General features: G+C 62.0%; 14 protein-coding genes. 7 read left to right on the top strand and 7 right to left on the bottom strand.

Annotation, left to right across the window (positions count from 1 at the left end; all coding sequences use genetic code 11):
- Positions 1–10 precede the first annotated feature (10 nt).
- The 3 genes from PI87_RS06985 (at position 11) to PI87_RS06975 (ending at position 3,092) form a co-directional block, all read left to right on the top strand.
- Positions 11–1,063 (top strand): CDP-6-deoxy-delta-3,4-glucoseen reductase, encoded by a 1,053-nt coding sequence (locus PI87_RS06985; RefSeq protein WP_039596990.1) that lies wholly within the window; start codon positions 11–13, stop codon positions 1,061–1,063.
- A 284-nt stretch (positions 1,064–1,347) separates the two neighbouring features.
- On the top strand, positions 1,348–2,535 hold the full coding sequence (locus tag PI87_RS06980) for an acetylornithine transaminase (protein WP_039596989.1): 1,188 nt from the start codon (positions 1,348–1,350) through the stop codon (positions 2,533–2,535).
- A 71-nt stretch (positions 2,536–2,606) separates the two neighbouring features.
- Entirely contained in the window at positions 2,607–3,092 is a 486-nt protein-coding gene (locus PI87_RS06975; RefSeq protein WP_039596988.1) for a GNAT family N-acetyltransferase, read from the top strand.
- Positions 3,093–3,160: 68 nt separating this feature from the next.
- Here the strand turns inward: PI87_RS06975 and PI87_RS06970 are convergent, their stop codons facing one another.
- The 7 genes from PI87_RS06970 to PI87_RS06940 form a co-directional block, all read right to left on the bottom strand.
- Positions 3,161–3,877 (bottom strand): ABC transporter ATP-binding protein, encoded by a 717-nt coding sequence (locus PI87_RS06970; RefSeq protein WP_039596987.1) that lies wholly within the window; start codon positions 3,875–3,877, stop codon positions 3,161–3,163.
- 27 nt (positions 3,878–3,904) lie between these two features.
- Positions 3,905–4,681 carry an ABC transporter ATP-binding protein gene (locus PI87_RS06965; protein ID WP_039596986.1) on the bottom strand — a complete coding sequence of 259 codons (777 nt, stop codon included), beginning with the start codon at positions 4,679–4,681 and terminating at the stop codon, positions 3,905–3,907.
- Positions 4,682–4,694: 13 nt separating this feature from the next.
- Positions 4,695–5,831, bottom strand: coding sequence for an ABC transporter permease subunit (locus PI87_RS06960; RefSeq protein ID WP_039596985.1), 1,137 nt, complete (start codon positions 5,829–5,831; stop codon positions 4,695–4,697).
- A 13-nt stretch (positions 5,832–5,844) separates the two neighbouring features.
- The gene (locus tag PI87_RS06955) at positions 5,845–6,780 is read right to left on the bottom strand and encodes a branched-chain amino acid ABC transporter permease (RefSeq protein ID WP_039596984.1); all 936 of its coding nucleotides are present in this window, start codon (positions 6,778–6,780) and stop codon (positions 5,845–5,847) included.
- A gap of 224 nt (positions 6,781–7,004) precedes the next feature.
- Positions 7,005–8,213 carry a branched-chain amino acid ABC transporter substrate-binding protein gene (locus PI87_RS06950; RefSeq protein ID WP_039596983.1) on the bottom strand — a complete coding sequence of 403 codons (1,209 nt, stop codon included), beginning with the start codon at positions 8,211–8,213 and terminating at the stop codon, positions 7,005–7,007.
- Between the two features lie 454 nt (positions 8,214–8,667).
- Positions 8,668–9,642 carry a 4-hydroxy-3-methylbut-2-enyl diphosphate reductase gene (gene ispH, locus PI87_RS06945; protein WP_039596982.1) on the bottom strand — a complete coding sequence of 325 codons (975 nt, stop codon included), beginning with the start codon at positions 9,640–9,642 and terminating at the stop codon, positions 8,668–8,670.
- Positions 9,642–10,121 carry an FKBP-type peptidyl-prolyl cis-trans isomerase gene (locus PI87_RS06940; RefSeq protein WP_039596981.1) on the bottom strand — a complete coding sequence of 160 codons (480 nt, stop codon included), beginning with the start codon at positions 10,119–10,121 and terminating at the stop codon, positions 9,642–9,644. The genes ispH and PI87_RS06940 overlap by 1 nt, the downstream gene beginning before the upstream one ends.
- Positions 10,122–10,245: 124 nt before the next feature.
- Between PI87_RS06940 and radC the strand changes: the two genes are divergently transcribed.
- The 4 genes from radC to nadB all read left to right on the top strand — a co-directional run bounded on the left by radC (position 10,246) and on the right by nadB (position 13,297).
- On the top strand, positions 10,246–10,920 hold the full coding sequence (gene radC, locus PI87_RS06935; RefSeq protein ID WP_039596980.1) for a RadC family protein: 675 nt from the start codon (positions 10,246–10,248) through the stop codon (positions 10,918–10,920).
- A gap of 180 nt (positions 10,921–11,100) precedes the next feature.
- Positions 11,101–11,334 carry a 50S ribosomal protein L28 gene (gene rpmB, locus PI87_RS06930; RefSeq protein ID WP_004631999.1) on the top strand — a complete coding sequence of 78 codons (234 nt, stop codon included), beginning with the start codon at positions 11,101–11,103 and terminating at the stop codon, positions 11,332–11,334.
- Between the two features lie 14 nt (positions 11,335–11,348).
- A complete protein-coding gene (gene rpmG, locus PI87_RS06925; protein ID WP_003262397.1) occupies positions 11,349–11,519 on the top strand; it encodes a 50S ribosomal protein L33 in 171 nt (56 codons plus the stop codon).
- 176 nt (positions 11,520–11,695) lie between these two features.
- On the top strand, positions 11,696–13,297 hold the full coding sequence (gene nadB, locus PI87_RS06920; RefSeq protein ID WP_039596979.1) for an L-aspartate oxidase: 1,602 nt from the start codon (positions 11,696–11,698) through the stop codon (positions 13,295–13,297).
- The last annotated feature ends 5 nt before the right edge of the window (positions 13,298–13,302 follow it).

Here is a 13,302-nt window from a genome sequence, read left to right as displayed (position 1 = left end):
GGATTGTAGTATGGCTTACCAGATCAACGTGCTGCCCAGCGGCCGCCAGTTCCAGGCCGAAGACGGCGAGACCATCCTTGCAGCAGCGCTGCGCCAGGGCATCGGCCTGCCGTATGGCTGCAAGAACGGTGCATGTGGCTCGTGCAAGGGCCACGTGCGTGAAGGCTCCATCGTCCAGGGCAACCACTCGGCCAACGCGCTCTCCGCCCAGGAAGCCACGGAAGGCCGCGCACTGTTCTGCTGCGCCACGCCCGCGACTGACGTCACCATTGAAGTGCGCGAAGTGCAAGGCGCGGGCGATGTGCCCATCAAGAAGATCCCGTGCCGCGTGGCCTCGCTGGAGAAAGCCGCGCCGGACGTCTCCATCGTCAAGCTGCAACTGCCTGCCACCGAGCGTATGCAATTTCTCGCCGGGCAGTACGTGGAATTCATCCTCCGCGACGGCAAGCGCCGCAGCTACTCGATCGCCAACCCGCCGCACGAAGAGGGGCCGATCGAGCTGCACATCCGCCACATGCCGGGCGGTGCCTTTACCGATTACGTCTTCGGCGCCAAGGAAGGCGCGCCGGCCATGAAGGAGCGCGACATCCTGCGCTTTGAAGGGCCGCTCGGCAGCTTCTTCCTGCGTGAAGAATCCGACAAGCCGATCATCCTGCTGGCCTCGGGCACCGGTTTCGCGCCCATCAAGGCCATCGTCGAGCATGCGCAGTTCATCGGCAGCAAGCGCCCGATGACGCTGTACTGGGGCGGCCGCCGCCCGCAAGACCTGTACATGCACGCCAAGGCGGAAGAATGGGCGCGCACGATTCCAGGCTTCACCTACGTGCCGGTCGTCTCCAACGCCCTGCCCGAAGACGCCTGGGCCGGCCGCACCGGCTTCGTCCATCAAGCCGTGATGGCCGACCACCCCGATCTGTCGAACCATGAGGTCTACGCTTGTGGCGCGCCGGTAGTGATCAACTCAGCCCGCGCGGACTTTGCCGCCCAGTGCCAGATGCACCCGGACGCGTTCTTCGCCGACTCGTTCACCTCGGAGGCGGACCTGCACCCAGCTGCGGGTTGACCCTCGGGCCAACCGTTGCACAAATCCAAACCGGGTCGAAATTTCGTTTTGACTTGACTTGGCATCCGTCTTATTCTTGCGCCTTATGAACCAAGCCCTGCACCTCCGACGCCGCCGTACGTTGCTCCCTCCGGGAAGCCGCGCGGCTGTCTGCTGATTGCATATCGGGTTCACAGGATTCGACGATCACAAGGCCACGGGGCAACCCCCGTGGCCTTTGTCTTTTTCCAACTCGCATTTGTTCGCTTTTTCATCTTCCTGCCGCCTTTTTCTGGAGCTTTGCCATGGCGTTTGCTGACTACCCCGTCCAGTCCCTGATGTACATCACCAACCGGCCCGAAATCGTCTTCACCGAAGGCAAGGGCTCCTGGCTGACGGATCACAACGGCAAGCGATACCTGGACTTCGTGCAAGGCTGGGCCGTCAACTGCCTTGGCCACTCCAACGACGGCATGATCGAAGCGCTCAACGCGCAAGCGAAGAAGCTGATCAACCCGAGCCCGGCCTTCTACAACGAGCCGATGGCGAAACTGGCCGGCCTGCTGACCGCGCACAGCTGCTTCGACAAGGTGTTCTTCGCCAACAGCGGCGCCGAGGCCAACGAAGGCGCCATCAAGCTCGCCCGCAAGTGGGGCAAGAAGCACAAGAACGGCGCGTTCCAGATCATCACCTTCGACCACAGCTTCCACGGCCGCACGCTCGCCACCATGAGCGCATCGGGCAAAGCCGGCTGGGACACCATCTTCGCGCCGCAGGTGCCGGGCTTCCCGAAGGCGATCCTGAACGACATCGCCTCGGTGGAAGCGCTGATCACCGATGAGACCGTCGGCGTGATGCTCGAGCCGGTGCAAGGCGAAGGCGGCGTGCTGCCGGCCACGCCGGAGTTCATGCAGCAACTGCGCGCGCTGACCAAGAAGCACAAGATCCTGCTGATCGTCGATGAAGTGCAAGCCGGTTGCGGCCGCTGCGGCACCCTCTTCGCCTACCAGCTCTCGAACATCGAGCCGGACATCATGACGCTGGGCAAGGGCATCGGCGGCGGCGTGCCGCTGTCGGCCCTCCTGTGCACGGATGAAGTCGCCAGCTTCGAAGCCGGCGACCAGGGCGGCACCTATAACGGCAACCCGCTGATGACGGCGGTCGGCTGCTCGGTGATCGAGCAATTGCTGGCCCCGGGCTTCCTGGCCGGCGTGCAGGAACGCGGCGCCTACCTGCGCAAGCAATTGCTGCAACTGTCGGAAGAGTTCGGTCTGGCCGGCGAGCGTGGTGATGGCCTGCTGCGCGCCCTGCTGCTCGGCAAGGACATCGGCGGCCAACTGGTCGAAGCCGCACGCGAGATGAACCCAACGGGCCTGCTGCTGAACGCCCCGCGCCCGAGCATCCTGCGCTTCATGCCCGCACTGAACGTGACGACCGAAGAGATCGACACGATGATCGACATGCTCCGCACGCTGCTCAAGGCACACGCCTAAGCTTCAACGCTTCACCCAGGGCGGCGCGCGCAGCGCCGCCCTTCAACGCTACTCCCACCCCGAGGTTTGCCATGGCCCTAACGCGTGTCCTGCACGTTGTTCCGGCCACGGGGATCGTTTTATCTGACGATCCTGCGTGGCTTCCGCTGGACCAGATCTACAACTTCCTCTCGCGAGAAACGCATTGGGCTCGCGGCCTGCCGCGTGAGGTGTTCGACCGATCGATCGCCAACTCGCTGTGCTTCGCGGCCTATCGCCAGAACGACGACGGCGTGCGCGAAGACCTCGTGGGCTTCGCGCGCTTCATCACCGATCGCGCGACGTTTGGCTATCTGTGCGACGTGTTCGTGTTGCCCGAATGGCGCGGCAAAGGCGTCTCGCATGCGCTGATGGATTTCCTGCGCGAGCATCCGGAGCTGCAAAGCCTGCGCCGCACGGTGCTGGTCACCACGGGCGCGGACTGGCTCTATCGCAAGCACGGCTTTACCGATGTGCCTGAGGGGATCGGCTTCATGCAACTGCACCGGCCGAACATCTACAAGGCAACCTCGGCCTGAAACGTTCGCCATGCGCAAAGAAAAAAGCCTCGCAACTGCGAGGCTTTTTCCATGGTACTGCGGGGTGCTTATTCGCCCAGGTAGGCGGCGCGCACCTTCGGGTCGTCCAGCATCTGCTTGGCCTCGCCGCTCATGGTGATGAGACCGGAGTCCATCACGTAGCCGCGGTGCGCTGCTTGCAGCGCCAGGCGCGCGTTCTGCTCAACGAGCAGCACAGTCACGCCTTGCGCCGAGATGTCGCGCACGACCTCGAAGATCTTCTCCACCATGATCGGCGAGAGACCCATCGACGGCTCGTCCAGCAGCAGCAGCTTCGGTTGGCTCATCAGCGCGCGCGCCATGGCCAGCATCTGCTGCTCACCGCCCGACATCGTGCCGGCCAGCTGGTTTGCACGCTCCTTCAAGCGCGGGAAGATGCCGAACATGCGGTCGATGTCCGCCTTGATCTGGGCATCGTCGTTGCGCGTGAAGGCGCCCATCTGCAGGTTCTCGACGATGGTCATGCGCGCGAACACGCCGCGGCCTTCCGGCACCATCGCCAGGCCCTGCTTGAGCAGGTTGTAGCTCGGCACGCCCTTGATGGACTTGCCCAGATACTGCACGTCACCAGCGGCCCAACCCTGCAGGCCAGTGATGGCCTTCATGGTGGTCGTCTTGCCGGCACCATTGGCACCGATCAGCGTGACCAGCTCACCTTCGCGAATCTCCAGATCCACGCCCTTGACCGCCTGGATGCCGCCGTAGGCAACCTTCAGGCCGTCGATCTTCAACATAACTGGTTTCATCCGTAATCCTTTTGCCAACAGGCCCAATCAATGCGCCGCGGCGCCCAGGTAGGCCTCGATCACGGCCGGGTTGCTCTGCACTTCGTGCGGCAGACCCTGCGCGATCACCTTGCCGTAGTCCAGCACGGTCAGGCGGTTGCACAGGCCCATCACCAGCTTCACGTCGTGTTCGATCAGCAGAATGGTCTTGCCGTCGGACCGGATCTTGTCGAGCAGACCCCGGAGTTCCACCTTTTCAGTAGCGTTCATGCCGGCGGCCGGTTCGTCCAGGGCCAGCAGCTTGGGCTGCGTGGCCAGGGCGCGCGCAATCTCCAGACGACGCTGGTGACCGTACGACAGGTTGCGCGCCGTGTAGTTGGCGTACTTGCCAATGCCGACGTACTCCAGCAGGTCGTGCGCCCAATCTTCGATGGACTGCTCTTCCTCACGCGCGAACTTGGTGCGGAACACCGCGCCGATCAGACCGGACTTGGTGCGCACGTGGCGGCCGACCATGACGTTTTCCGCCGCGGTCATGTCACCGAACAGGCGGATGTTCTGGAACGTACGCGCAATGCCGGCCTTGGCCACTTCGTGCACGGCCGTCGGCTGATAAGGCGTACCGCCCAGCACGAACTCACCGGCGTCCGGCGTGTACAGGCCGGTGATGACGTTGAAGAACGTGGTCTTGCCGGCGCCGTTCGGGCCGATCAGACCGTAGATCTCGCCTTCGCGGATTTCCAGGTTCACATCGGACAGCGCTTGCAGGCCGCCGAAACGCTTCTGCACTCCTCGGATCGAGAGGAGGACGTTGTTGTTGCTCATGTGCGTGCCTCCATCAGATACGGGACAGTCCACCGACCCGCGCCTTCTGCGGACGGTCTTCCTTGCGCGGCGAGGGCCACAGGCCCGCGGGGCGATACAGCATCACCACCACCATCGCCAGGCCGAACAGCAACTGACGCAGCACTTCCGCTTCCACGATCACATGGCCGAACAGCTTGTTCTGGATCGGCTCGGCGAGGGCACGCAGCAGCTCCTGGAAGCCCACCAGCAGGATGCCGCCCAGGATCACGCCCGGGATGTGGCCCATGCCGCCCAGCACAACGATGGCCAGCACGTAGATCGACTCCCACAGCACGAACGATTCCGGCGACACGAAGCCCTGGAACGATGCGAACATCGCACCCGACACACCACCGAACGACGCGCCCATGGCAAATGCCAGCAGCTTGACGTTGCGGGTGTTGATACCCATCGCCTTGGCAGCGATTTCGTCTTCACGGATGGCAACCCAGGCACGGCCGATACGCGAGTTCTGCAGTCGCAGGCACACGATGATGATGATCGCGGCCAGCGCTACGAACAGGTAGTAGTACATGTGTACCGACTCGAAGCGGATGCCAAAGAATTCATGGCGCTTCGAGAAGTCGAACCCGAAGATCTTGACCGACTCGATCAGGTTGATGCCCTTCGGACCGTTGGTGATGTTCACCGGGCGGTCGAGGTTGTTCATGAAGATCCGGATGATTTCACCAAAGCCCAGCGTCACGATGGCGAGGTAGTCACCACGCAGCTTCAGCGTCGGCGCGCCCAGCAGGATGCCGAACAACGCCGCCAGCCCCGCGCCCAGCGGAATCACCCACCAGACGATGAGATGTAGCCCGTTGGGGAACAGCTGGTGAATCCACTCGAACTGGTTGGACAGATGCGGCGAGCCCAGCAGCCCCATCATGTACGCCCCCACCGCGTAGAACGCGATGTATCCCAGATCGAGCAGGCCGGCAAAGCCCACCACGATGTTCAGGCCCAGGGCCAGCATGATGTAGAGCAGCGCGAAGTCCAGCACGCGCACCCAGTAGTTACCACCTGCAGCACCGACAATGAACGGTGCGAACAGGGCCAGGATCAGGAAGCCGTAGAGCGCGGCGCGCGTCTTCTTCGGTGCCTTGAAATCGGTTGCAGTTTCAGTCATGGCGCTCCCCTTCTTATGCACGGTCCGCAACGCGTTCGCCCATGATGCCGGACGGGCGGAACAGCAGTACGCCAATCAGCACGATGAACGCGAAGACATCCTGGTAGTTCGAACCGAACACACCGCCAGTCAGATCGCCGATATAGCCGGCACCCAATGCCTCAATCAGGCCCAGCAGCATGCCGCCCACCATGGCGCCTGCCAGGTTGCCGATGCCACCAAGCACTGCGGCGGTGAACGCCTTCAGGCCAGGGATGAAGCCCATGTAGAAGTGGGCATTGCCGTAGTTGGTCGCCATCATCACACCTGCGATCGCTGCCATGGCAGCACCGATCATGAAGGTGGCAGAGATCACGAAGTTCGGGTTGACGCCCATCAGGCCTGCCACACGCTGGTTCTCGGCGGTGGCGCGCATAGCGCGGCCGAGCTTGGTGCGGTTGACCAGCAGGATCAGCCCGACCATGGTCAGGATCGACACTAGGATGATGACGATTTCCTTGCCGGTGATGGTTGCGCCCGTGGAGCCGATATCAATCGGGCTCGAAGGCAGCAGTTGCGGGAAGGTCAGCGGGTTACGCGACCAGATCATCATCGCCAGGGTCTGCAGCACGATCGACACGCCGATGGCGGTGATCAGCGGCGCCAGACGCGGCGCATTGCGCAGCGGCCGGTAGGCAACCCGTTCGATGGTGTACGCCACGATGGCGCAAACCGGCATCGCAAACAGCAACGCGAACACCAGCGTGAGCCAGTCAGGCAGATTGGGGAAGTACTTCTGGAGGAAGTTGATGGCAGTCAGTGCTGACATTGCACCGACCATCAGGACATCGCCGTGGGCGAAGTTGATGATGCCGAGAATACCGTAGACCATGGTGTAGCCAAGTGCGATCAGCGCGTAAATGCTGCCGAGCACCAGACCGTTCACGATCTGCTGGATAAAGATATCCATGAGAACAGCTCCTGCTATGCCTTGCTTTGTTGTAGGCGACGGGATGGCGCGCCCGCAAGGTATGCGATCAATCGGATGGGTAAGGTGAGGTTGCTGGTAAGCGGCCTGCCGAACGCGCCCATGGTGAGGGCCTTGTATGACTGGCTAGGCTATAAAAAACGGCACCGCAAGGGTATGCGCGGTGCCGTTTTTAAGGGCAAATCGTAATAAGAATCGCCCTTCGATTACATCTTCACAACGTCAAGGACGGTCTTCTTCTTGTCCTTGTAGTTGTACAGGGTGATGGAGCCTTGCTTCAGGTCACCCTTCTCGTCGAACGAGATGTTGCCGATCACGCCGTTGTAGTTGGTTGCCGGCATGGCAGCCAGGATCTTGGCCGGATCGGTCGAGTTGGCACGCTTCATCGCATCGATGATCACGTTGACAGCGTCATACGTGAACGGTGCGTAGATCTGTACCGGCGTGTGGAAACGGTCTTGGTACTTCTTGTCGAAGTCCGCGCCCTTCTCCATCTTCGACAGCGCCAGGCCTGCTTCCGAGCAGATGATGTTGTCGATTGCGTCGCCGGCCAGTTCGGCCACCTTGTCGGTACACACGCCGTCGCCGCCAACGATCTTGGCCGAGATGCCCAGTTCCTTGGCTTGCTTGGCGAACGGACCGCCGGTGGCGTCCATGCCGCCGTACATGATCACGTCCGGCTTCTTGCCCTTGATCTTGGTCAGAATGGCCTTGAAGTCGGTGGCCTTGTCGTTGGTGGCTTCACGTGCCACAACGTTCATGCCGTCAGCCTTCGCGGTCTTCTCGAACTCGTCAGCCAGGCCCTTGCCGTAGGCGGTGGCATCGTCAACGATTGCCACGCTCTTGGCGTTCAGGCTCTTGGCAGCGTAGTTCGCCAGTGCCGGACCTTGCTGCGCGTCGGTTGCAACCACGCGGTAGGTCGTCTTGAAGCCTTGCTTGGTGTAGTCGGGGTTGGTCGACGACGGCGAGATCTGCGTGATGCCAGCATCGCTGTAGATCTTCGAGGCCGGGATCGAAACGCCCGAGTTCAGGTGGCCGACAACGGCAACAACCTTCTCGTCAACCAGCTTCTGCGCGACGGCGGTGCCGGTCTTCGGGTCAGCCGCATCGTCTTCACCGACCAGTTCCAGCTTGATCTTCTTGCCGTCGATGGTCAGGCCTTCCTTGTTGGCTTCTTCAACGGCCAGACGTGCGCCGTTTTCGTTGTCTTTGCCAAGGTGAGCAATACCGCCCGTGAGCGGAGCTGCGTGACCGATCTTGACGACGGTCTCGCCGCCGCCAGCAGCAGCGGCCGGAGCCGACGTTGCTGCAGGTGCAGCAGCTTGGTCTGCGGGCTTTTCCTCGTTCTTACCGCAAGCTGCTACGAGTGCCACGGCAGCCGCAAGCGGCAGAACTTTGGCAAACTTGATTTGCATGAGTGATCTCCTAGATCTCGCAAGAGCAAGAAGAGCGTCCTGCCTCCCGGCCGCTCCCCCTGCGCCGATTGTTTCAATTTGAAACGCGCGAATTGTATCCCCTTTTTTTGCGGATGCAATACGCGTCGCAACAACGATTTTTACAGTAACTACGCCGCTTTACGGGCTTTCCCCAATGCCCAAACAGGCGTCATTTCGCGCAGGCATTCGCGAATGGCAGACAGGCTTATCAAGAAGCATGCCAGAGTAGGGGAAACCCTGTGTTTACGCGGCTTGGCGGGCGATCCGCACAGTAAATCAAGGCTTTGCGGGCATTGAAGCGATTTTTGCGACGCACAAAACAAAACGGCCACTCCAGTTAGAAGTGGCCGTCGGCATGTCGAAAGCGCTTTATGCACCGCATTAGGGCGCACTATTTTCGTGCGCTTTTAAGTGGGCATTTACATAATCGACTTCAATTGATTTGAAGCCCCCTCGGAAGGGGGAAGGACATGTTTTCTTGAATACCGTCGAGCGGACGCACGGTACGCGCACCCAGCACCTTGAGCCGATCGACGATCGACTGCGCCAGCTCTTCCGGTGCCGAAGCGCCCGCCGTCAGACCCACGCGGCGCTTGCCGGCCACCCACTCGGGCTTCACCTGCTCGGGCGTATCCACCATATAGGCAGGCACACCCAGCTTCTCAGCCAGTTCGCGCAGGCGGTTGGAGTTGGAGCTGTTGGGGCTACCCACCACGATCACCACCTCCACCTGCGGCGCCATGAACTTCACGGCGTCCTGGCGGTTCTGCGTGGCGTAGCAGATGTCCTGCTTCTTCGGCTCGTTCACAGCGGGGAAGCGCGCCTTGATGGCGGCTACGATCTCCTGCGTCTCGTCCACCGACAGCGTGGTCTGCGTGACATACGCCAGGCGCGTCGGGTCCTTCACCACCAGATGCGCCACGTCTTCCACCGACTCGACGAGCAGCATGCCGTCATCAGCCTGGCCCATCGTGCCTTCCACCTCGGGGTGACCCTTGTGGCCGATCATGATGATCTCGAAGCTCTGCGAGCGCATCTTCGAGACTTCGACATGGACCTTGGTCACCAGCGGACATGTCGCATCGAACACGCGCAGACCACGCGCCTCGGCCGCCTCGCGCACCGCGCGTGACACGCCATGCGCGCTGAAGATGACGGTGCCGCCCACCGGCACATCGTCCAGCTCCTGCACGAACACCGCCCCCTTGTTACGCAGATCGCTCACCACGTAGGCGTTGTGCACGATCTCGTGGCGCACATAGATGGGCGCGCCAAACAGTTGCAGCGCACGCTCAACGATCTCGATGGCGCGGTCCACACCGGCACAGAAACCGCGCGGCTGCGCCAGCAGAACCTCAGCATCGGCCTGGGTGACCGGATCGACGGGGGTGTTTACGGTGGTGCTCATTACAGAATGCCAATCAGCTGGACTTCGAACAGGATGGTCTGCCCAGCCAGCGGGTGGTTGAAATCGAACAGTGCGGAGGTATCGCCAATTTCTTTCAGCACACCGGCGTACTTGCCACCGCTTGGCGCATTGAACTCGACGAGATCGCCCGGCTGGTAGTCCTCTTCAAACGAGGAGTTCTCGCGCAGCGTCGCCAGCGACACGCGCTGCAGCAGCTCAGGATTGCGCGGACCGAATGCGTGCTCGGGCGCCAGGCGGAACGTCGTGCGCTCGCCCTCGCGCATGCCGAACAGCGCCTGCTCCAGCGTCGGCGCCAACTGGCCCTGGCCAAGCAGCAGCGTCGCGGGCTTGTCACCAAAAGTGGTGACGACGTCCGTGTCGTTTTCCAGGGCGACGCGGTAGTGCAGCGTCAAATAGGAATCCGCCCCAACTACCTTGCCTGCGCCGCTTGCCGACGCCTGATTCGTCAAATCTTGCACGCTCAACCTGCTTGACCAAAAAGTAACCCGTTATTGTACGTCAGCCCTCCCCCAGATCGCTGGCGCGGCGCCTGCTCCACACAGGCCGCACGCGGGCGATCAACGCCCTCTCACTATTATCTATATGGCAATTGTCGACTGGCCCATCCACGAGCGGCCGCGCGAAAAACTGCTCGCCCACGGCCCGGGCGTCCTGTCTGATGCGGAACTGCTGGCCATCTTCCTGCGCGTTGGCATGCCAGGCAAGAGTGCGGTCGACCTGGCGCGCGAGCTGCTCGCACATTTCGGCTCGCTCAGCCGACTCTGCCACGCGTCGCAACAGGAATTTTCGTCGATCAACGGAATGGGGCCGGCCAAGTACGCACAGCTACATGCGCTGCTGGAAGTTGCCCGGCGCGCACTCAAGGAAGACATCAGCCACGGCCAGACCTTTGAATCTCCGCAGAGCGTGAAGGATTTCCTGCGCCTGACGCTGGGCCACCGCCCGCACGAGGTGTTCGCTTGCCTATTTCTAGATGTACGGCACCGGCTGATTGCATGGGAAGAACTGTTCCGTGGCACCCTGACCGAGGCCCGTGTCTACCCTCGCGAGATCGCCAAGCGCGCTTTGCATCACAATGCGGCAGCCATCATCCTCGCCCACAATCACCCGACCGGCCACGCCGAGCCCAGCGAATCCGATATCGTCCTGACCCGCGAGCTGTGCCGCGCGCTGGCCCTGCTGGACGTGATCGTTCTGGATCACATGATCGTCGGCCGCACCACGGTCTACGGTTTTCTGGAACACGGCAAGATGTAGCGCTGACGCCGCATCATGTGTTGCTCAACGGCAATCCACTGATCTCGTTGATTTGCCAGCAGTTTTGTGTGTATAATCCGCGTTTCGCTGAAGTCCCACCTCTACAGTGGCGCTGCGCTTGGTTTTGGTCCCGGCGCCCGGTCGCAAACTGTAGCCAACGAATTTAGTTAGGAGTGCTCCATGGCACGCGTCTGTCAAGTGACCGGGAAAGCGCCGATGGTCGGCAATAACGTTTCCCACGCAAACAACAAGACCAAGCGCCGTTTTCTGCCGAACCTGCAGAATCGCCGCTTCTGGGTCGAATCCGAAAACCGCTGGGTCAGCCTGCGCGTCTCGAACGCCGGTCTGCGCCTGATCGATAAAAAAGGCATCGACGAAGTGCTCGTGGACCTGCGCGCACGCGGCGAAGTCTAATTAGGAGTTAAATCATGGCCAGCAAAGGCGGACGCGACAAGATCAAGCTGGAATCGACCGCAGGTACGGGTCATTTCTACACGACCACCAAGAACAAGCGCACCAAGCCGGAAAAGATGGAGATCATGAAGTTCGATCCCGTCGCCCGCAAGCACGTCGCTTACAAGGAAACCAAGATCAAGTAATCCTCGCGATTGCATGTCTTGCTTCCGTCGGCACGACCGACAGCAAAAACCCGCTTCAAGGCGGGTTTTTTGTTGCCTGCCGTTTGGCGCACGCTGGGGTGTACACTGCTCCCCTTTCCGATTGACACGCGACTGTGTTACCGCCAGCCGCGTCTGCCCAGCGTCTCGCGTCTTCCATGAATTTCGATGTTGCCGTCGTCGGCAGCGGCCTGGCGGGCCTGACCGTCGCCCTGCACCTCGCCGATCACCGCCGTGTGGTCGTCATCAGCAAACGCAGCCTGCCGGAAGGCGCCAGCGATTGGGCACAGGGTGGCATTGCCGCCGTGCTCGACTCGGGCGACAGCCATGACGAGCACGTCGACGATACGCTCATCGCCGGCGCCGGCCTCTGCGACGAGGCCGCCACGCGCTACATCGTCGAGAACGGGCGTTCGGCCATCGAATGGCTGATCGGCCACGGTGTGCCATTCACGCGCGACGAGCAGGCTGAGCTCGGCTTCCACCTCACGCGCGAAGGCGGCCACCGACATCGACGCATCATCCACGCAGCAGATGCCACCGGCCATGCCGTGGTGACGACGCTGGTGCAGAAGGTGCGCAACCACCCGAACATCACGCTGCTGGAAGACCACTTCGCAATCGACCTGATTACCGATGCGAAGCTGGGCCAGCCGGGCATGCGCTGCCACGGGCTGTACGTGCTCGACTGCAAGAGCGGCCGCGTCAAAACGCTCACCGCCAGCCAAACCGTGATGGCCACGGGCGGCGCGGGCAAGGTCTATCTCTATACGACGAATCCGGACACGGCCAGCGGCGACGGCATTGCCATGGCGTGGCGCGCAGGCTGCCGCGTGGCGAACATGGAGTTCATCCAGTTCCACCCGACCTGCCTGTACCACCCGTTCGCCAAGTCGTTCCTGATTACCGAAGCGGTGCGCGGCGAAGGTGGCAAGCTGATCCTGCCCGACGGCACACGCTTCATGCCCGCGCACGACGAACGTGCCGAGCTGGCGCCGCGCGACATCGTCGCCCGCGCCATCGACTTCGAGATGAAGAAGCGCGGCCTGGACTGCGTCTATTTGGACATCAGCCACCAGAGCCCCGCATTCCTCCAGGAACATTTCCCGACCATCCTGGCGCGCTGCCTGGAACTGGGCATCGACATCACGCGCGAGCCGATTCCGGTGGTGCCGGCGGCCCACTACACGTGCGGCGGCGTAGTGACGGACCACATTGGCCGCACCGACATTGCCGGCCTGTATGCGGTGGGCGAGACGGCCTACACCGGTCTGCACGGCGCCAACCGGCTGGCGAGCAATTCGCTGCTGGAATGCATGGTGATTGGGCGCGGTGCGGCGGAGGACATCCTCGCCCAACCGCAATCGAAGCCGACGACGATTCAGATGCCGGCGTGGGATGAAAGCCGCGTGACCGATGCCGACGAAGAAGTCGTCGTCTCGCACAACTGGGATGAACTGCGCCGCATGATGTGGAACTACGTCGGCATCGTGCGCACGAACAAGCGGCTCGAACGCGCGCAGCACCGCATTGCCCTGCTGCGTGAAGAGATTGCCGAGTACTACAAGAATTTCCGCGTGAGCCACGACCTGCTGGAGCTGCGCAACCTCGTTGAAGTTGCCTCGCTGATCGTCGATGGCGCACTGTCACGGCATGAAAGCCGCGGCCTGCACTTCTCGCGTGACTACCCTGAGACGCTGCCCAAGGCACTGCCGACAGTCATGCAACCGACCCATCGGCAAATCGCCCGCAAGAACTGAGCGGG

Origin of the sequence: Ralstonia sp. A12, assembly GCF_000801955.1 — a bacterium.
In the GTDB taxonomy this organism is placed as follows: Bacteria; Pseudomonadota; Gammaproteobacteria; order Burkholderiales; family Burkholderiaceae; genus Ralstonia.
This window is presented reverse-complemented; position numbering and strand designations above follow the sequence as displayed.